15 protein-coding genes are annotated in these 18,235 nt (G+C 63.6%); 11 read left to right on the top strand and 4 right to left on the bottom strand.

What is annotated here, in order from left to right:
* Positions 1-89 precede the first annotated feature (89 nt).
* A complete protein-coding gene (locus HNQ39_RS01985) occupies positions 90-1,835 on the bottom strand; it encodes a hypothetical protein (RefSeq protein WP_184192276.1) in 1,746 nt (581 codons plus the stop codon).
* Between the two features lie 113 nt (positions 1,836-1,948).
* Positions 1,949-5,014 carry an AfsR/SARP family transcriptional regulator gene (locus HNQ39_RS01980; protein ID WP_184192275.1) on the bottom strand — a complete coding sequence of 1,022 codons (3,066 nt, stop codon included), beginning with the start codon at positions 5,012-5,014 and terminating at the stop codon, positions 1,949-1,951.
* Positions 5,015-5,152: 138 nt separating this feature from the next.
* Between HNQ39_RS01980 and HNQ39_RS01975 the strand changes: the two genes are divergently transcribed.
* The 11 genes from HNQ39_RS01975 (at position 5,153) to HNQ39_RS01925 (ending at position 15,716) form a co-directional block, all read left to right on the top strand.
* Positions 5,153-6,022 (top strand): hypothetical protein, encoded by an 870-nt coding sequence (locus HNQ39_RS01975; RefSeq protein ID WP_184192274.1) that lies wholly within the window; start codon positions 5,153-5,155, stop codon positions 6,020-6,022.
* Between the two features lie 118 nt (positions 6,023-6,140).
* Entirely contained in the window at positions 6,141-6,806 is a 666-nt protein-coding gene (locus tag HNQ39_RS01970; RefSeq protein ID WP_184192273.1) for a hypothetical protein, read from the top strand.
* 28 nt (positions 6,807-6,834) lie between these two features.
* The gene (locus HNQ39_RS01965; RefSeq protein WP_184192272.1) at positions 6,835-7,809 is read left to right on the top strand and encodes an ABC transporter ATP-binding protein; all 975 of its coding nucleotides are present in this window, start codon (positions 6,835-6,837) and stop codon (positions 7,807-7,809) included.
* Positions 7,810-7,827: 18 nt separating this feature from the next.
* Positions 7,828-8,469 (top strand): carbonate dehydratase, encoded by a 642-nt coding sequence (gene can, locus HNQ39_RS01960; RefSeq protein ID WP_184192271.1) that lies wholly within the window; start codon positions 7,828-7,830, stop codon positions 8,467-8,469.
* A gap of 6 nt (positions 8,470-8,475) precedes the next feature.
* Positions 8,476-9,273 (top strand): ABC transporter permease, encoded by a 798-nt coding sequence (locus HNQ39_RS01955; RefSeq protein ID WP_184192270.1) that lies wholly within the window; start codon positions 8,476-8,478, stop codon positions 9,271-9,273.
* A gap of 154 nt (positions 9,274-9,427) precedes the next feature.
* Entirely contained in the window at positions 9,428-10,366 is a 939-nt protein-coding gene (locus HNQ39_RS01950) for a histone deacetylase family protein (protein ID WP_184192269.1), read from the top strand.
* Positions 10,367-10,397: 31 nt separating this feature from the next.
* The gene (locus HNQ39_RS01945) at positions 10,398-12,974 is read left to right on the top strand and encodes a hypothetical protein (protein WP_184192268.1); all 2,577 of its coding nucleotides are present in this window, start codon (positions 10,398-10,400) and stop codon (positions 12,972-12,974) included.
* Positions 12,975-13,013: 39 nt separating this feature from the next.
* Positions 13,014-13,310 (top strand): protein tyrosine phosphatase, encoded by a 297-nt coding sequence (locus tag HNQ39_RS01940; RefSeq protein WP_184192267.1) that lies wholly within the window; start codon positions 13,014-13,016, stop codon positions 13,308-13,310.
* Positions 13,304-14,089 carry an ABC-2 family transporter protein gene (locus HNQ39_RS01935; RefSeq protein WP_221289751.1) on the top strand — a complete coding sequence of 262 codons (786 nt, stop codon included), beginning with the start codon at positions 13,304-13,306 and terminating at the stop codon, positions 14,087-14,089. Before HNQ39_RS01940 ends, HNQ39_RS01935 begins: the two co-directional genes overlap by 7 nt.
* Positions 14,090-14,104: 15 nt before the next feature.
* Positions 14,105-14,662: a Uma2 family endonuclease gene (locus tag HNQ39_RS01930; protein ID WP_184192266.1), complete on the top strand. Its 558-nt coding sequence runs from the start codon at positions 14,105-14,107 to the stop codon at positions 14,660-14,662.
* Positions 14,663-14,693: 31 nt separating this feature from the next.
* Positions 14,694-15,716 (top strand): hypothetical protein, encoded by a 1,023-nt coding sequence (locus tag HNQ39_RS01925; RefSeq protein WP_184192265.1) that lies wholly within the window; start codon positions 14,694-14,696, stop codon positions 15,714-15,716.
* A gap of 97 nt (positions 15,717-15,813) precedes the next feature.
* Here HNQ39_RS01925 and HNQ39_RS01920 read toward each other — a convergent pair whose 3' ends face one another.
* Positions 15,814-16,785, bottom strand: a complete 972-nt coding sequence (locus tag HNQ39_RS01920) for an aldo/keto reductase (RefSeq protein ID WP_221289749.1) — start codon at positions 16,783-16,785, stop codon at positions 15,814-15,816.
* A 287-nt stretch (positions 16,786-17,072) separates the two neighbouring features.
* The gene (locus tag HNQ39_RS01915; RefSeq protein WP_184192264.1) at positions 17,073-18,227 is read right to left on the bottom strand and encodes a GuaB3 family IMP dehydrogenase-related protein; all 1,155 of its coding nucleotides are present in this window, start codon (positions 18,225-18,227) and stop codon (positions 17,073-17,075) included.
* Between the last annotated feature and the right edge of the window lie 8 nt (positions 18,228-18,235).

The following is an 18,235-nucleotide window of genomic DNA, read 5'->3' as shown; positions in this document are numbered from 1 at the left end:
CCGTCTCTGGCCGCCTTCGGCGAAGCGGGCCGGGCCCGCGGAGAAAGCGGCATCAGACGGGGACTTTCAGGCCCCACGGAACAAGAAATCTAGCGCAGCTCGGGGCTGGGCGGGAGGACATTGTTGAAGCTCGGGGTGGTATGGATCGCCGGGTTGAAGTTGCTGAAGGAGCGAACGAGGCGCTGGTTGGTTCCACCAGGGAGCCCCACAAACGGGGAGCTTGCCGACGGCCGGCCGCTGGGATCGAAGGAGACCAGCTTGCCCATGTCGTTGGCGATAAAGTTTCCGGCCTCGTCGATATCGATCCCGACCGGGAACCTTGCCCCTTGGAGCGCTACTTTCCGTAGGTTGGTGATCCCCTTCTCGCCCCCGAACCAGCTGTAGATATCCACCGAGCCATCACAGAGCAGCGAGAGCTCATCGGTGACCGGGTTGCTGACCAGCTCCAGCCTGTAGGGAGTCGCCAGCGGGATATCGAGCCGGTCGGTGCGCAGCGGCTTGAGGTCTGCGTCGAACTGGATCAGCACCCGGCTGGCACGGTCGAAGGCATAGAGCACCCCACGCTTCTCGGAGAAGGCGATCGCGGCGATCGAGAGCCCAGCGGGGAGCGTGAAGACCTTGGCCGTGGCACCATCGCGGCTAAAGGCGGTGAGTTGCCCCGGCTGGAGAACAAAGAGCTTGCGCTCCGGCCCACCGATCACCAGCCGCTGTGGCTTGCTCAGGGTCGGCAAGCCCGTCTCCGTGCGCTGGACTGCGGGCAACACCCGAGACTCGCCGGTCAGCAGGTCCAGCTCGTAGAGCGCATCGCTTCCCTCGATCAGGTAGGGAGTCTTGGTCGAGATTGGGTCGTAGGCGATATCGCTGACACTGCCTCCCGTCAGAGAGCGAAACGTGCGGATGGTCTGCAGCTGCTCCGCATTGGCCAGCTTCACAGGCGAGAGAAGCAAGAGGCTCGATCCCTGCGAGACCAGCCCCTGCTTCGGCTTGATCACCAAGGCACCGTCGATATAGCCGCTCCCGTAGCCCTTCATCCGGCTCTGCACCCGGAAGCCCTGGAGATGATCGACGGAGTTGGCATCGGTGTAGCCAAAAAAGCCGGGGACATCCTCGGAGTCGTAGGTATCGGTGGCGAAGGCGGACTGGGCGAAGAGCATCTTGTCGTTGGCGGGGTCACGAATCCCGATCTTGCCGGGGGTAAAGAGCCCGGGGGAGGCGATATAGCTCAGGGAGACAAAGTGCCCGCCCCGGCGGAAGTGTGGGAGCGCCGTGTCCGCATCGCTGTACCAGCCCACCCCGACATTGACCAGGCGCCCCGAGATCGCCATCAGCGCCAGGTCGATAAAGCGTGGGGACCAGAAGTTGTTGGCATAGACCAGGTCCACCCCAAACTGCGCCGGATTCAAGAACATCTTGGTTGCGTTCAGGGCCGCGTTGCCGCCCGTGCCCTTGGCCGGATCGGTGCCCATCAGCACTCCAAAGATAGTCAAGTCAATGCTCATCTGGTTGTAGAGCGTCGGGTCATTGGCCTGCCAGTTCTGCGCACCGGGCCAGACTGTGCTATAGCCGTGGTTGGAGACATAGGCCAGCAAGTTCATACAGGCAGTCGGCACACAGTACATGGAGCCTTTATTGGGAAGCCCGACGACACTCCCGAGCGAGTCTCGCCGCTGGTCTAGGTCGGTCATATTGCTCAGGTTGTAGCCGTAGTCGAGCTCCCCATTGATGATTTTATAGTAGGCATAGTCGCCCACATCGGCGCGGGCGGCCTTTGCCGCGAGCAGGCTGGCTCCGGCCAGTACGGAGATTCCCAGAAGTGTTGTCCATCGTTGTTTCATTGTGCGTATTCCATTCGGTGTTGGTTCGTTCCGTAGAACTGAGCCTAGAATAGAGCACGGGGGTGGACGGTGCGGTGGACGGATCGTGTGCCGGTGCGTGGACGGTGTGTTCTTTATTGGCCCGCGAGGAGCTGGGCGGCCTCTTCGGTGAGGGCGTAGCCCGCGCCGTACTCGGCGGAGAAGCTTGCCATGCCCAAGCTCTCGCAGAGCTGCTCCCGGTCATCGTCGTAGAGCTGCTTCTCCAGCAGGGTGTAGGCCCCCTTCATGTTCTCCCGGAGGCGGTCCGCGGCCCCGAGGAGCTGGGCGGCGCGGGCGAGCTTGTCCTCGCGGCGTGCCAGGTGTGCCAGGGCGATCAGGCAGGTCAGGAGTGGGCGGCGCTGCCCAAGAGGGAGGCTCTGGAGCAAGAGCGTGTGTGCGGTCGCCAGCTCGCCGCGTGCCAGCGCGACCAGCCCCAGGCTATTGAGCGACTGGGCGATCCCGCGCTGGTCCCCGAGGCTCTGGTTAAGCTCCAGGCTCTCCTCCAGCAAGGTCTGTGCGGCCTCGTAGCCCCCCAGCACCAGCTCGATCTTACCGATATCCATCAAGAGAGAGACGATTCCCGCCTCCATCCCGAGCTCGCGGTGGATCGCCAGTGCCTGCTCCATCAGCGAGCGTGCTCTCTGGTAGTCGCCCTGGTCCACCGCCACATCCCCGAGGTTCTGCAGGTCGTTGGCCTCCAGGTAGCGGTCTCCCAGGGAGCGACTCAAGGCGAGCGACTCGGTGTAGAGGGTCATGGCCCGCTCGTTGTCGCCCTGCTCATTGGCGAGCAGCCCCAGGTTGTGCAGCGCCCGCGCGATCCCCTTGGTCTCGCCCAGCTCCCGGCAGAGTGCCAGGCTCTCCTCGTAGAGGGCTTGGGCCCGCTCGTAGTAGCCCTGCTCCAGCAAGACACTCGCCAGGTGGTTGAGGATACTGGCGCTCCCCCGCCCGTCGTGGAGGGCACGTCGTAGCGCCAGAGACTCCTCAAAGCAGTGTGTCGCGGCGGCGTAGTCCCCTTGGTTTCGGGCGAGGTTCCCCGCCCACATCAGCGCCTGCGCACGAGCGGGAGTGCCCTGGGGCGAGTCGGGGCGGGCGAGGGCCTCAAGGAGCTGTGCGCGTCCCTCGGTCCAGTGCCCCCGTAGGTACCAGTAGCGGCACATGTTCGTGCAGAGCTCCAGGTGCTGCTCCCCCACGCTCAGCACGATCGCATGGCGCAGGTTGTGGTACTCCGCATCCAGGCAGGCGAGCCAGTGTGCTTGCTCGCTCCCCAGCAGGTTGGTCTCGGCAGCGTGGGCGAGCTGCTGGTACCAGGCCTGGTAGCGCTCGGAGAGGGGGGGCCAGTCGGTCTCGGGGAGCATCAGGCGGCTGTACTCCCGGATCGTCTCCAGCATCCGGTAGCGCCGCTGCCCCTCCTCGCTCTCCTCGGTGAGCACGAGCGAGTGGTTGACCAGCAGCTCTAGCAGGTCCAGCACATCGCCTTGCTCCAGCCCTGCACCATCGGCACAGATCGCCTCGACCGCCTCCAGAGAGTAGCTGGCATGGAAGATAGAGAGCCGGGTCAGCAGGCAGCGCTCGGGCGGCGTGAGCAGGTCGTAGCTCCAGTCGTTGAGGGCGCGCAGGGTCTGCTGGCGCGGCAGGGCGATCCGACTGCCGCCGGTCAGGAGCTTGAAGCGGTCATCGAGGCGTCGCGCGATCTGCTCGATACTCAGGGTCCGTGCGCGTGCCGCCGCCAGCTCCAGCGCGAGGGGAATTCCATCCAGGCGCTGGCAGATCTCAATGGCCGCCTCGACGGTCTCCGGGGTCAGGACCAGGTCGGGCTGGACGGCCTGCGCGCGCTCGAAGAAGAGCTTGAGGGCCGCGTAGCGCTCGATCAGCTCGGTCAGCTCCTCGGGGCGGGCGGAGTGGGTGGGAGTCTCCAGCACCGGCACCCGCCAGACCACCTCGCCCGTGATTCCCAAGGGCTGGCGGCTCGTGGTCAGGATCTGCAGGTTGGGGCAGCTCTGGAGCAGGAGCCCCGCCAGCTCCGCGCTGGCGTCGATCATGTGCTCACAGTTATCGAGCACCAGCAGCAGGGCACGCGGGCGCAGGTGCTCCACGAGGGCCTCGATAATGGGCTGCTTGTCGATCTCCTTCAGGCCCAGGGCCGCCGCGCAGAGATGGGGCAGGTGGTTGGGGTCGCGCAGAGGTGCCAGGTCGACAAAGCACGCTCCATCGGGCTGTGCCTTTTGTTGCTCCCAGGCGGTCTCCAGCGCGAGGCGTGTCTTGCCAATCCCTCCGGTGCCGGTCAGGGTCACCAGGCAGGCATTGCTGAGGCACTCCGTGATCGCGGCCTGCTCCCTCTCCCGCCCAATCAGTGCGGTCAGAGGACGCGGCAGGTTGTAGCGAAGTGGCACACGGCGCAGGACGGGAGGAGCCGGCGCAGGAGGGGGCGTGGGGGGTGCGGGCGGAGCGGGGGCGCTGGCGAGGGCACGGATCCGGTTGTAGAGAGCGGTGGTCTCGGTCGAGGGGTTGCTGTTGCTCTCCCGGCGCAGGGTGCTCCGTAGCTCCCGGTAGACCTCGGTGGCGGCGAGGGGGTTGCCACTGGCGGCCAGTGCCTCCATCAGCAGGCGCTGGAGCCCCTCGCGCAGGTAGTCCCGGACAACGGCCTGGCGTAGAAAGGGGAGCGCCTCGGCGAGCTTCCCTTGCTCACGCTTACGCAGGGCGAGCTGCTCCACGGCACGAAAATACGCCTCGTGGCGGGGCTCCCGCTCCTCGGTCGCCCAGACCTCGTAGTAGCCCTCCAGCAAGGGGGCGCGGTAGAGGGAGATCGCCTGCTCCAGCGACTCAGTCGTGTCCTTGCGAAGGGCCTGGTCAAAGGTCAGGACATCGGCCTGCTCGGAGGCGAGTCGCAGGACGAGTGTGTGCTTGGTTGGGGAGAGCAGCTGCTCCGCGGCGGGCCCCAGTGCCTTTCGCAGGTCGGTCAGGGAGCGCTTGAGGTTCTCCAGCCCCTGGCTATCGTCGCTCTCGGGCCAGAGCACCCCCGCCAGCCAGACACGCGAGAGCTCGCGGTTGGCCCGTAGGGTCAGCAAGGCAAGCAGATACAGCCCACGCCGGGAGCGCAGCGAAGGCAGTGGCTCTCCGTTAACCTCAACCGTGATGGGGCCGAACAGCCGCAGGTACAGCATTTTCTCCCCATCATTTCACCCCACGACCACGCAAATCCTCTATCGTTGTCCACGATTCTGTCCACGTTTGGCGCGTAGAATGCATACTATGAAGTGGGGAAGTGTGCCCCACTCAGTGAACTAAGGAACCAAACAAGAATGAACCTACAAAAAACCACGACCCGACGTGCCCTGCTGAAGACAGCGCTTGGCATGGGAGTCGCTCTGGGCATCGGTGCCCGCGCCCGCGCTTTCGTCCCCAGCCCCTTCACTCCCAATGTCCCTTGGACAGGCCAGCTCACGGTTCCGGCCTTGGGGTACTTCGGCAATCCCATAGAGCTGACCGTCAACGATGATGGCGTCACGGGCTCGTTGACCGTTAAAGATACTTCAAACGTTGCCACGATTGCTTCCTTAAAGGTTCTCTCAATAAATTTTGCCAACAGTGTTGCCACGCTTGCCTTGGAGAACGGGGCCCTGATCTCAGGGAACGTGGGTGCCGCGCAAAACACGGGCAGTCCTGAGTTCCAGCCGTTTGGAAGCTACAGCAACAGTGGCTCGCAGGGGACGGTCACCCTACTGCGCAACCAGTCACAAGGGCTTGTTGTTTCGTCTCTTCCCATCGACGGCGGCGTTGTCTCTGTCGAGATCTTCCCACCGGACTGGCTCGGGCGAATGACCGTCAGTGGCTCCCCGATCGTGAGCGGCCCGATGCGCTTCCACCACGATATCCCTGCTGCCGGCCCCTTGCCCGCCTTCAGCCAGATCCGCGGCCTGATAGTCCTCAATGGTGTCAGCTTCGCCACCACCATGACCTTTGCCCCGACCGCGAGCAGTGATGGCAGCTACGCCTTCGACCTCGTGGGCGACTCAGGTCGCGGCCTCGTGATGCTCATGAGTGGGCGCTTTGTCCCCGCCGTAAAGAGCACGCTGGCCGTGATTCCCGCCCAGATGCTCGGTACCTTCCAGCTCTTCACTTCCCGCGGAACCGCCGCTGGAGTGGGCAGCTTTGCGCTCCGAACCCCTTAGTAAGAGACCGTTTTACAGACTGCTCCTGGTTCCTTTCGATGGAGCAAGTGAGATCACACATTTTTTTAGAGAGAAAATACACACCATGAGCTCCCGAGCCTGCCTTCTATCCTTCTGTTTGCTTGCCCTTCTCTGCGCGGGGAAAGCACGGGCAAACGATGCCAGTATCTCGGGGGTCGGGGGCTCTGTGGTGGCGCTCCGCACCGAGCACCCCTCGGTGCAGATGGTCCGCGAGACCGTCCGGCTCGATCTCTACAAGGGCTACTACGAGACAACGGCGGACTTTGTCTTTAAGAACCACGGCAGCGCACGTACGGTTCGTATGGGCTTCCCCGAGCGGGGAGAGGGCGAGGGAAAACAGGGCATAATCCAGAACTTCTGGACCTCGGTCGATGGCAAGAGAGTCACGGCCCAGCGCATCCGAACCCGTCACAGTGAAGAGGAATATAGCGCCTACTGGGTCAAGAGTGTCCCTTTTGGCAAGAACGGGGAGCGCCATGTCCGTGTCCACTTCCGCACCAAGTACGGCGGCGGGATCGGCGACACCCTGGCCGCCTACGACTTTACGGGGGGAAACTGGCGCGGCAAGGTGCGCGAGAGTGTCCTGATCATCACGCCTCATCAAGGCGCTCCTCCACTTCCCTTTGTCCAGACAGAACAGCCGGGTAACTGCAAGGTCCTCGCTCGCCAAGATGCCCGTAAGCCGCGCCAGTATGTCTGGCACTCGTGGGAGGCAGAGGCCATCCTTCTGCTCTCTGAGAGCGAGCGGAAGTACTCGAACTAGGCGAAGGGCGTGGTAAAATACCCGTCCCATGCCACAGCCACCCCAGATCGTCGTTGAGAACCTGGTCAAGCACTTTACCGTGAGCTCCGGGGGCTTCCTGCGCCGCCAGAGCCGCACGGTAAAGGCACTGGAGGGAGTCTCCTTCACGATCGCCCCCGGCGAGGTGGTGGGCTATATCGGCCCCAATGGCGCGGGCAAGTCCACCACCGTCAAGATTCTCTCCGGGATCCTGGTCCCCGATAGCGGCACGGTCCTGGTGAGTGGGCGCATCCCCTGGCGCGAGCGGCAGAGCCATGTCGCCAAGATCGGGGTGGTCTTTGGCCAGCGCAGCCAGCTCTGGTGGGACCTTCCCGTGGCGGAGTCGTTTGCGCTCCTGCGCGAGATCTACGCAGTCCCCGAAGCCCAGCACGCCCAGACCCAGGCCGCGCTGGTGGAGACGCTGGACATCGGGAGCTTTCTCACGACCCCCGTGCGCCAGCTGAGCCTGGGCCAGCGCATGCGCTGCGAGCTAGCCGCCTCGCTCCTGCACCGCCCGGAGATTCTCTTCCTCGACGAGCCAACCATCGGGCTGGATGCCATCAGCAAGCTGGCGGTCCGTGAGTTTGTCGCGCGCCTCGCCCGGGAGCAGGGGGTCACGGTGCTCCTCACGACACACGACATGGACGATATCGAGGCGCTTTGCTCACGGGTGCTGGTGATCGCGAATGGCCATGTCCTCTCCGACGGTCCCCTGGAGGCACTGCGCCAGCAAGTCAGCCGCGAGCGCTGGCTGGTGATCGAGACCGCACAGACACTCCCCCCGCTCCCCGAGGGGGTTGCCGTCCTGCGTACCGAGGGCGAGCGCATCACGCTCGGCTTCGACCCAGAGCGCCTCGCGGTCGCGGAGCTGATCGCCCGCCTCAGCCAGAGCATGACCATCCGCGATCTCTTTGTGCAGAACCCTCCCATCGAGGAAGTGATCGCGCGCTTCTACCAAGCCCCGCTCCCCACAGCGGCTCCGTGATATACTCTGCGACGTCCCATGTCCAATCTCCACCACCTTTTTGAGAGCAACCGCGCCTGGTCGGAGCGGCTTCATCAGCAGGACCCGGACTTTTTTCAGACCCTCTCCCAGCAACAGTTTCCCGCCTACCTCTGGATCGGCTGCTCCGATAGCCGTGTCCCCGCCAACCAGATTGTCGGGCTACTTCCCGGCGAGCTCTTTGTCCACCGCAATATCGCCAACCTCGTGGTCCACACCGACCTGAACTGCCTCTCGGTGATGCAGTTTGCCGTGGACCTGCTCAAGGTGCGCCATATCATTGTCTGCGGACACTACGGCTGTAGTGGTGTCGGGGCGGCCCTGCGCGGCGACCGGCTCGGCCTCAGCGACAACTGGCTGCGGCATGTCGAGGATGTCCGGCAGAAGCACGCCACCACACTGTCTACCCTCCCCCCCGACGAGACCCATGACCGTCTCTGTGAGCTCAATGTGATCGAGCAGGTGGTCAATGTCTGCCAGACCACGATCGCCCGCGATGCCTGGGAGCGCGGCCAGGAGCTCTCGGTGCATGGCTGGGTCTACGGCCTTCAAGACGGCCTCCTGCGCGACTTAGACGCCACCGCAACCCACGCCGGTGAGGTATTTCCCGCCTACGAGCGTGCCCTGGCCGCCCTGGGTTAAGTTCTCATGAGAGCCTACGCCGCGATCTTCACCGCCCGCCTCAAGATGCTCCTGCAGTACCGCGCGGCAGCCTGGGCGGGAGTCGGGACCCAGCTCTTCTTCGGGGCCGCCCTCGTGGCGATGCGCCTCGCGTTCTACCACAGCAGCAACGCCATTCCCCCGCTCCCCGAGGCGCAGATGGTCACCTACTCCTGGCTCGTGCAGGCGTTCTTTGCCCTCTCGCCCTTCACCTCCAACCCCGACCCCGAGGTGCGCACCATGATGCGCGATGGCACGGTCGCCTACGAGCTCGCCCGCCCGCTCGACCTCTACACCCTCTGGTTCACCCGCAACGCCGCCAACCGCCTCGCCCCGACTCTCCTGCGCTGCTTCCCGATCTTCGTGATCGGCATGGCGTTTCTCGGGATGCAGCCCCCACCGTCGCTCGCCGCGCTGGGTGCCTTTCTGCTCGCGCTCCTCGGCGCTATCGCCCTGATCGCCGCGTGGTGCACGCTCATCACCATCTCGCTGCTCTGGACCATCTCCGGCGACGGGATCGCGCGTATGGCTCCGGGGCTGGTCGCCGTCCTCTCCGGCCAGATCCTCCCTCTCTCGCTCCTCCCCGACCGCCTGAAACCCCTCCTTCAGTTCCTCCCCTTCACCGGCATGGTCGAGTCCCCCTTCTCCCTCTGGATCGGCCAGCGCGCGCCCAGCCAGGTCGTCCCCATCCTCCTCCACCAGCTCGCCTGGACCACGGTCTTTGTAATCGCCGGGCGGTTTTTGTTGGCGAGAGGGCTCAAGCGGCTGGTGGTGCAAGGGGGATAAAATGCTGGGTGCCTCGACGGAGATCGTCGGGCTCTAGGGCGCTTCGCGCCGCCTCGCTGCGCTCGGAATAAGCTTGTACCGACGAGGCACGAGGAGGAGGCCGAAGGCCCCATTGCCCCACGTTCACCGTGAGGGATAAGGGATAAAATGCAGCATGAGAGCTGTCTACTCGCCGCGCTTTGATATCAACTTCTTCGGGCTAGAGAAGCTGCACCCCTTCGATGCGAAGAAATACAGCCGGGCGTGGGCACTGGTGCCCGAGCTCCATAAAGATGCGCTGACCGTGACCGAGCCCGTAAGCAATGCCGACTTGCTACGCGTACACAGCGAGGCGTATCTGGCGAGCTTGCGCCATGCACACAACCTTGCGCGGGCACTGGAGCTGCCGATTATCGGGGGCTTGCCCGTGAAGCTCACCGAGCTGGCGGTGCTCAACCCGATGCGCTTCGGGGTGGCCGCGACGATTCTCGCGGCGCGAACTGCCGTGGCGGAGCGGGAGCGGGTCTTCAGTCTCTCCGGCGGCTACCACCACGCCAAGCCCGACCAAGGCGAGGGCTTCTGTGTCTTCAACGATATCGCGGTCGCTATCGCGGTTCTTCGCGCCGAGGGGCTGACGGGAGAGATCGCCTCTATCGACCTGGACGCCCACATGGGCAATGGGGTCGCGCACTGCTTTCTCGACGACCGCAGTGTCTGGCTCTTTGACATGTTCAACGCCTACCGCTACCCCTACAGCGATGCGGTTGCCCGGATGCGCCTCGACTGGCCCATTCCCCTCCAAGACGGCACGGCGGGGCCACTCTATCTCAACCTGCTCCAGACCAATCTCCCCGAGTTCTTAGAGACGGTCGCCAGCATGGGAGAGATCGCGCTGGCAATCTACAACGCCGGCACCGACCCGTTTGAGAACGACGCACTCGGTGGTCTGCGCCTCACAGAGCCAGAGATGCTGGAGCGCGATCTCTTTGTCCTGCGCACCCTCCACGACCTCAACCTGCCCACCATCGTTCTGCCCAGTGGCGGCTACAGCGATGCCAGCCACCGCCTGATCGCCCGCACTCTTCTCGCCGTAGCAGGAGAAGCCACGCTCTAGCGGGAACTAAGACCCTGAAGGAGAGTTTGTCATGCTTCGATCTCTGCCCATCGGCTACTTTCTTCTCGCAACACCCGCACTTGCCCAGGCCGCTGCCCCCGCTCCACCGCTCCAGCCACCCACGACCCTTGCAGAGGCGCTGAAAACAACCTACTGGAACGCCGAGCAGCGAGGGCCACTTCTCGCAGTCGCCCCCGAGCGGGTCAGCCCACGCCGGACCAAGGGGCAGTTTCCCACCCCACCGCGCCCCACCACCAATGGCTACAATGCCCTGGATGTCTGCGACTACTTCAACCAGCAGCCCTTCCGTGTAGGCGGCCTCACCGTGATCGCGCCCAAGACCATGCGGCTCTTCACCCGCCCCAGCCTAGCCCCCGAGCTCGCCGTCCCTCTCAGTCGAGAAGAGGCCTGGATGGAGTTGCTGGCGTCCCTCAGCAGCGCACAGTGGAAGCAGCTTGGCGGTACCAACGGGCTTGGCCTGAGCGACCTAGGCGAGAAACAAAAAGGCTACTTCCTCGCTCTCCTGCCCGTCCAGATGCACCTCTCCCCAACCTACAACGGCGAGGCGACCAACACGCCCCCTGCCCAGCCGCGCGACCTCACGGGCACACAGCTTCAGAGCGTCCGCGTGCGGCTGGCGCGCCAGCTCAGTCTGAACTACCTGATCGAGGGCAAGGCAAACCAATATGTCAGCTTTGGTGACGGTGGCTCCAAAGACCAGCGCTACCAGCTCACGGCATCGTACAACACCGACGACGGCGAGGAGTCGGTCGATCCCCTGAGCGCACGGCTCTATCCCAAGGTGCCCAACAAGCTCAAGCCCAGCGACATGGACTTTGCCAATGCCCGCCTGGATGCGCGGATCGCGCTGGGAGAGCTCAAGACACTCGACGAGCTACTACAGCGGATCGGGGCCGCCACCCGCCTGACCTTCAAAGCCGACTACCGGGTCCGTCGCCTGTCGGTCTCTGTCCGTGGAGAGAGCGCCCGCGCCGGCGACCTGCTCCAAGCGCTCTGCCTAGGGGTCTGTGGTGCGTTTCGCCGGATCGAGACCCCCCAAGGCACGACGTTTCTCCTGACCGAGGACCGCGAGGGCCTCACCACACGCCAGGCGGCCTACGATCTCTGGATACAGAAGGTCTACGAGCTACGCCAGAAGCAACAAGAAGAGCGCACCAAGAAGATGCAGGCCAATGGTGCCACAATCCCCACCGATAACCCGGACGGCCTCTCCCCGGAGACACTCAAAAAAGTAGGGGAGATCTTCCGCCCCCTAAGCCCCGGCGAGGAGCCCGGTATCGCGGCAGCAGAGCTCCCTGCCAGCTACCAGAAGCAGCTCGCAGAGGCAGGCAAGATGGAGTTCACCCTCGGGGACGAGAATGGGGGGAGCACTCCAGGACGTATCCGCACCGACCGGGTCTCGCTCCGCTCGGAGTCCAAGCTGCTCTGGGTGCTCCCCGGTGTGGGCAGCTTTCCCAATCAGGAGCTCAGCCTCGGCTGGAGCCTAGACATGGCCCTGCACAAGAATGAGCTCACCCTGCCTTCCCCCAAGCTCGCCCCGGACGCCCCACTCTTTGCGCCTTGCTGGAAAGATCGCGGGCTCGTGCTCACTCCCAACAGCCCCGAGCAGGCGCGCGAGGCCGTGACACTGGCCAAGCAAGCGGGTTTTAACACCCTGTGGGTTTGTGTCCCTCTGGAGACCGCGCGGGCAAAGCCGCTTCTGGAGGCCGCTCTTGCCGCCGGGAAAACGGCCGGAGTCACGGTCCGCGCCCAGCTTGCTCTGTGGGCGATGGCCAGCGAGCCGGTGCCTCTGGATAAAAATCCTCTGGGAGAGCCCTACGCCTCTCTTGGCAACCTCTTCCCACTCGCCCCAACCCCGGCAACACTTGCCACACTCACCACGCTGGTGCGGAGCCTCACGGCGCTCCCTGGGCTTGAGGCCATCAGCATCCTGGGGAGCTTCCCCAGCTATGCGAGAGACAACTACCAGGCCACCCATGAGAACCTCGGCTATCTCCCCGAGAACCGTACAGCATTCCTAGCCCAGACCGACAGCGATATCTTCGATGTGCCCACACGCCGGTACAGTGCCTATCCCGTTAGGCTGGGCCACTTTAGCAACCTCGACCAGCAGTTCATACTGCTCCCCAGTGGTAGCTACGGCCCCGACCCGGCCTACCATGACATGAGCAAGGACTGGCAGGAGTTCCGTCAGAAGCAGTACAAAAGCTTTCTTTTCGCCCTTGATCCCGCTGTTCGTACCCTCACCTGTCCGTGCTACTCCAACCTGGGCTATCAAGGTTTTCTTGGTCTCTGGACACTGCCAACGAGTAAAGGTCTCCCCGGCTTCGATGGCAACGGAGACCCTGAGGCCTTCCTACTTGCCCAAGCCCGTCGCCAGTCCAGGGTCGCGCTGCGCCAGTTTACTCTCTGGCCGACAGCAAAGCGTGAGGACTTTGTGGCCTGGCTCCAGCGAGCCGCGACCAGCGACACCAAAGCAAAGCAAGGCGCCGATGGCATTGTGGTCGATCTCTCCCTACAGCCCCTCACCGAGGCAAGCGGCTTTCTTGCGGCACTCTCTAGCAACAAGGCCACTCCTGTGCGATAAAGCTGCGTGAAGATTTTATTTGTTTGTGGGAAAAACACCGTGCGCAGTCTCACAGCCGAGAGGCTCTACCAGAAGACACCCGGTATCCAGGTGCGCTCTGCAGGGACGGAGCGCTCGGCGCGGGTAAAGGTGACCGCCGGGGATATCGGCTGGGCAGACCGCATCTACGCCTTTGAGAAGAGCCACCTCCGGGAGCTCAAGGAGCGCTTCGGCGAGGCACTCGCGGGCAAAGAGGTGCTCGTGCTCCATCTCTCCAACCCCGGCGGGAAGTACACGCTCCTCGATGAGCGCCTCGCCGCCAAGATCAAAGAGGCCGTGGGAGAGCTGGCGTGCTGAGGGTCCTACTTGCGCTCATGCGGGCCTCGATCCGCTCGCAGATGCAGTACCGCACGAGCTTTGTCCTCTTCTCTCTGGGGAACTTCTCCGCAGTGGCGGTCGAGGTGCTAGGGCTCTGGGGGCTCTTTGCGCGCTTTGGCAACCTCCCCGGCTGGAGCCTGGCGCAGGTGGCGGTTCTCTACGGCATAGTGCACATGGCCTTCGCCCTCGCCGAGGCCGCCGGGCGCGGCTTCGACCAGTTCGCCAGCGTGGTGCGCGCCGGGGAGTTCGACCGCTTTCTGCTCCGTCCCCACCCCACTGCCTTGCTCTTGGCCGGCCAGACCTTCGAGCTCTCCCGTGTCGGGCGGCTGGCGGCGGGGCTGACGGGCCTGCTCTGGGGGGCGTCCCACGCGGGCGTGCACTGGGACGCGCTAAAAGTCGCGACGCTCCTTGGTGCCATCCTGGGCGGTGCGCTGATCTTCTACGGGGTCCTGGTGATGCAGGCGACCCTCTGCTTCTTCACGGTGGAGTCGCTGGAGATTGTCAATGCGCTCACCTACGGCGGGATCATGGCCGCGGAGCTTCCGCTCACGATCTACCCCCGCTGGATTCGCCTGCTCTTCACCTTTGTGGTGCCCATCGCCTGCATGAACTACCTCCCCGCATCGGTGATCTTTGCCCACCCCGGCGTCTCCCCTTGGCTCGCCCTCCTCAGCCCCGTGGTCGGGGTTGGCTTCCTCACCCTCGCCCTCCAGCTCTGGAAGCTCGGCGAGCGCCAGTACCGCTCCACCGGAAGCTAGAGATACAATTTCCTCATGTGTGACCTTGGAGCCCAAGACGATTTTTTCCTCTTCTGCCAAGCCAATAAAGGCTGGCATATTGAGCGTACCCCCCAAGGCAGAGTCATCATCCAACCGCCAAAAGGATGCCTATCCAGCTGTCACTGTTTGGAGCTTATTGCTCAGCTACATCCTTGGACTCAGTGCAACGCGACGGGACGAAGCGTTTCTCATACAGGCTTTGACCTCCCCAATGGTGCCATGCGCTCGCCTGACGTAGCATGGATAAGTAAGTCCCGTCTCGCGGCGCTCACTACAGAGCAGAAGAAGAAATTTCTCCCCCTCGCCCCGGACTTTGCCGCCGAGCTACGCTCTGAGACGGATAGCCTAAGCCTACTGCAAGACAAAATGGCCGAGTACATCGCCTGCGGTGTCCGCCTCGCCCTTCTGATCGACCCCACCACCCACAGAGTTCACGTCTACCGCCCCAACACCGAGCCGCAAGTTCTCGAAAACCCCACCACCGTAGACTGCTCTCCCGAGCTCCCCGGCTTTATTCTCGACACCCAACCTCTCTTCGCCAACGAGCTTTAAGCAAGCGCTCACGTCGCGCCGATAGAGCGTTATGACATCACGCGAGCTCCAGCAGTGGCGAACACAGCTCAAGTCCCTCCTCGCCACGGGGGATATTGATGGTGCGGCACTGCACGCTCTCTCATTTCCTACTCCCGCCTACCGTCTGCGCTGCCTGATCTATGTCTGCCGTGAGGTGCGGGAGCCGGAGCGGGTCCAAGCGCTACTCGCTCGGGCTCAGGAGCAAGTGGCATTGATCTCACAGCCCCAAGCACAGTCGCACGCCTGGGGCCGACTCTGCCGCACCTACGCAAAGCATCACTTGCTCAACGAAGCAGGCTGTGCCCTTCTTGTCGCCGATCCCTATGCCCGAAAGGCGCACCTGGGCTATCTCATCCAGCTCTATCGCTACGAACGGCGGTATGCGGAAGCGCTCCAGCTCTGTGAAACCTGGCGCGAGGTCGCCGAGCCGCACGAGCGCTCTCTTATTGAAACCCTGGTCGAGCTCCTTGACCTGCCGCTGGAGAAGAAGCGCCGTCAGCTAAAGCGTAGCAAACTCCCCCCACAGCCGCTCGACATTGATTCCGCGCTCCTCAAGGCAATTATTGCCGCCCGTGGCCAAGAAGATACGGAAAAGGCGGTGTACGCTTTGCTCAATACGACGGGCTACACACACAGTCGCCCTCCAGGCAACATTGACCGCGAGCTTTTTCGCAGGGCGATGCACCATGCCCACCGCTGGGTTCGTAGATGGCGCCGTAGCTTGGAGTGGCTATGCTTCTGGACAAAAGAGCCAGAGCTGGGATATCTCTTCGATGATGCGCTCCTCAAGGCTGCTCGGGAGCAGACCGATCCTACCCGTCGTGCAGCGCAGCTACAAGCACGGCTCTGGACTGCCCGCTTCCATAAAGATCAGGCAGCTCTGGAGAGCTTGCTTGAAGAAGTTCGCACAGCGATTCGCACTATCCCTGACTTACGTCAGCGTGAACACGCCTTCACGTTCCTTGGCTGTCACCTGCACTGGCTGGGCTGGCGAGGAAAGCGACTCAGCTGGGAAGACGGAGCAAAAACATAACCCCCTCTCGTCCCGACGAAGTCGGAAACAGAGCGAGAGGGGGTCGGCGTAGTGAGGAACGAACGAAGCCGGGGGGAGTGTCCGGGAGTGCCGTCCCCTAAGCCGGACTATCCGCCTTCAGATCAAGGTAGAGAAGCTCCTGCTCCGTGAGGTCGGTGTTGAGCGCGGCGACATTGGTGTCCACCTCTTCCTGGTTCTGAGCCCCGACCAGCGCGAAGACATTCATCGGGTAGTTGAAGATGTAGGCCAGCGCGATCTGCGGGATGGTGAGGCCCTTGGCATCGGCGAGCTCTTTGACACGGTCGAGGCGCGTGAAGTTGGCATCGGAGCAGTAGCAGTCCCGTACCAGCTTGGCCTGGCCCTCGGTGTAGGTCTCGACACCCTCGCGGTTGAAGCGCCCGGACCAGAAGCCGCCCGCCATGCTCGACCAGGAGAAGATCGGCATCTGGTTGGCCTTGTACCACGCACGCTCCGCCTCGTACTGGTCCCCGGAGATCGTCAGACAGCCGCCCCACGGGACGCGGATCGGGTCCGCAAGCGAGAAGTTGGGCGACGACGACGTGAACGGAATCTGGCCGGTCTGCTCGGCGTAGTCGTTGGCGGCTTGTAGGCGCGCGGTGCTCCAGTTGCTCCCGCCAAACGCCCCGATCTTGCCCTGCTTGACCAGAAGGTTCAGCACATCGACAATCGGCCCAACTTCCACGTTCTCATCGTCGCGGTGGAGCACGTAGAGATCGACATAGTCGAGCTGCATCTTCGCCAGGGTCTCGTGGAGATCGTGCTGGATATCGAAGGGGGTGACTTTCTTGCGGATGCTATCGTGGGCGCCCTTGGCAAGGATCACCACATCGTCGCGGATGCCCCGCTCGCGCACCCACTTGCCCAGGAAGGCATCGGTGCCGTAGATGTAGGCGGTATCGACACAGTTGATGCCCGCCGCAAACGCGGAGTCGAGCTGCGCAAAGCCAATGGCTTCGTCGTTGCGGTTGACCTGAATGATGCCCTGCACCAAGCGCGAGACGGGTTTTGCAATCCCCGCGATCGAGCCGTATTTCATCTGATTGCTCATAACGCCTCAGGATTCGCGCAACACAAGGAATTTTCCTGCGTTCGTTTGAGGCCATCTCCGCGGGGCCATCTCCCCCGCCCTCGTTCCTCGTGCCCCCCCTCTTCCCTGGTTTGCTCGTTCCTCGCAGGAAGAGGGGCAAGAGCCTAGGTGACAGGAAGAGGCACGGGATAAAAAAGAAAAGCCCCTCTTCCCGTGAGCTTGCGAACAAAAAGGGGAAGAGGGGAAGCGCTCTAAGGCGCGGGGAGATGGCCGCGAAGCGGGCGCGGGGAGATGGCGTTTACCGCCTACTACCCGACGCCTTGGGCGCGCTGGAGGGACTTGCCCTCGCTGGGGAGGCTGGGCGCGACAAACATCTCGACCTGCTGCATCTCCTTGATATTGTGCGCTCCGAGCGAGCCCATCGAGAGCCGGAGCGCTCCCACCAGGTTCATCGTGCCATCGTCTTTGTGTGCCGGTCCGTGCAGGATCTCTTTGAGCGGCCCGGAGACCCCGACCTTGATGCGCGTGCCACGCGGCAGGTCGGCGCTCATGGTGGCCATACCCCAGGAGTAGCCGGGAGCCGGAGCCTCTTGCGCGGCGGCGATGGTCGAGCCCAGCATCACAGCATCAGCCCCCGCGGCGATTGCCTTGGAGATATCCCCCCCGTTGCGAATGCCACCGTCGGTGATGATCGGGACATAGCGGCCCGTCTTCTCGAAGTAGTCGTCGCGGGCGGCGGCGCAGTCGGCCGTGGCGGTGATCTGGGGCACCCCGATCCCGAGCACCTTGCGGCTGGTGCAGATATGACCGGGGCCAACTCCCACCAGGATCGCGGCGGCACCGGCCTCCATCAGGTCCATGGTCGCCTGGTAGCCCACCGTGTTGCCGACAATCACCGGGATCGGGCAGTTCTTGCAGAACTCGGCGACAGGGAACTCGGGCACCACCGACGACTCAAAGTGGACACTTCCGACCGTGCTCTGGATGAAGAAGAAGTCCGCACCGGCGGGGATGGCGGCCTCGGCGGCTTTCTGTGCGGAGTGCGGCGCGGCGGCCACGGCGGCGATCCCTCCGGCGGCCTTGATCTCCTGGACACGCTTTGCGATAAGATCGGCGCGCACCGGAGCGGCGTTGTAGAGGCTCTGGATGTAGGCGATCACACCGTCGGGCTCGTGGTCGGCGATACTCTGGAGGATCTCCTCGGCGTTCTCGTAGCGGGTCTGGATGCCATCGAGGTTGAGCACGGCGATCCCGCCCTGCTTGCTGAACTCAATCGCCAGCGCCGGGTTGACCGCGCCATCCAGCGCCGATGCCAGGATAGGCACCTCGATCCGGCGGCCTGCCAGCTCCCAGGAAACATCCACGTCGCGTGCATCAATCACCAGCGGCCCTGGTGCCAGTGCCACCTCGTCGAACCCGTATGCGCGTCGCGCCTTCCGACGACCGCCAAGAACAATCTCCAAAGAATTTT

Source organism: Armatimonas rosea (assembly GCF_014202505.1).
GTDB classification, from domain to species: Bacteria; Armatimonadota; Armatimonadia; order Armatimonadales; family Armatimonadaceae; genus Armatimonas; species Armatimonas rosea.
The sequence above is the reverse complement of the archived record's forward strand: the minus strand, read 5'-3'. Positions and strand labels throughout refer to the sequence as shown.

Excerpts from the sequence above, each read along its gene's own strand:
- HNQ39_RS01975 (WP_184192274.1), top strand. The coding sequence starts at position 5,153 with ATGAACCTACAAAAAACCACGACCCGACGTGCCCTGCTGAAGACAGCG.
- HNQ39_RS01965 (WP_184192272.1), top strand. The coding sequence starts at position 6,835 with ATGCCACAGCCACCCCAGATCGTCGTTGAGAACCTGGTCAAGCACTTT.
- HNQ39_RS01985 (WP_184192276.1), bottom strand. The coding sequence starts at position 1,835 with ATGAAACAACGATGGACAACACTTCTGGGAATCTCCGTACTGGCCGGA.
- can (WP_184192271.1), top strand. The coding sequence starts at position 7,828 with ATGTCCAATCTCCACCACCTTTTTGAGAGCAACCGCGCCTGGTCGGAG.
- HNQ39_RS01925 (WP_184192265.1), top strand. The coding sequence starts at position 14,694 with ATGACATCACGCGAGCTCCAGCAGTGGCGAACACAGCTCAAGTCCCTC.
- HNQ39_RS01945 (WP_184192268.1), top strand. The coding sequence starts at position 10,398 with ATGCTTCGATCTCTGCCCATCGGCTACTTTCTTCTCGCAACACCCGCA.
- HNQ39_RS01930 (WP_184192266.1), top strand. The coding sequence starts at position 14,105 with ATGTGTGACCTTGGAGCCCAAGACGATTTTTTCCTCTTCTGCCAAGCC.
- HNQ39_RS01920 (WP_221289749.1), bottom strand. The coding sequence starts at position 16,785 with ATGAGCAATCAGATGAAATACGGCTCGATCGCGGGGATTGCAAAACCC.
- HNQ39_RS01980 (WP_184192275.1), bottom strand. The coding sequence starts at position 5,014 with ATGCTGTACCTGCGGCTGTTCGGCCCCATCACGGTTGAGGTTAACGGA.
- HNQ39_RS01950 (WP_184192269.1), top strand. The coding sequence starts at position 9,428 with ATGAGAGCTGTCTACTCGCCGCGCTTTGATATCAACTTCTTCGGGCTA.
- HNQ39_RS01955 (WP_184192270.1), top strand. The coding sequence starts at position 8,476 with ATGAGAGCCTACGCCGCGATCTTCACCGCCCGCCTCAAGATGCTCCTG.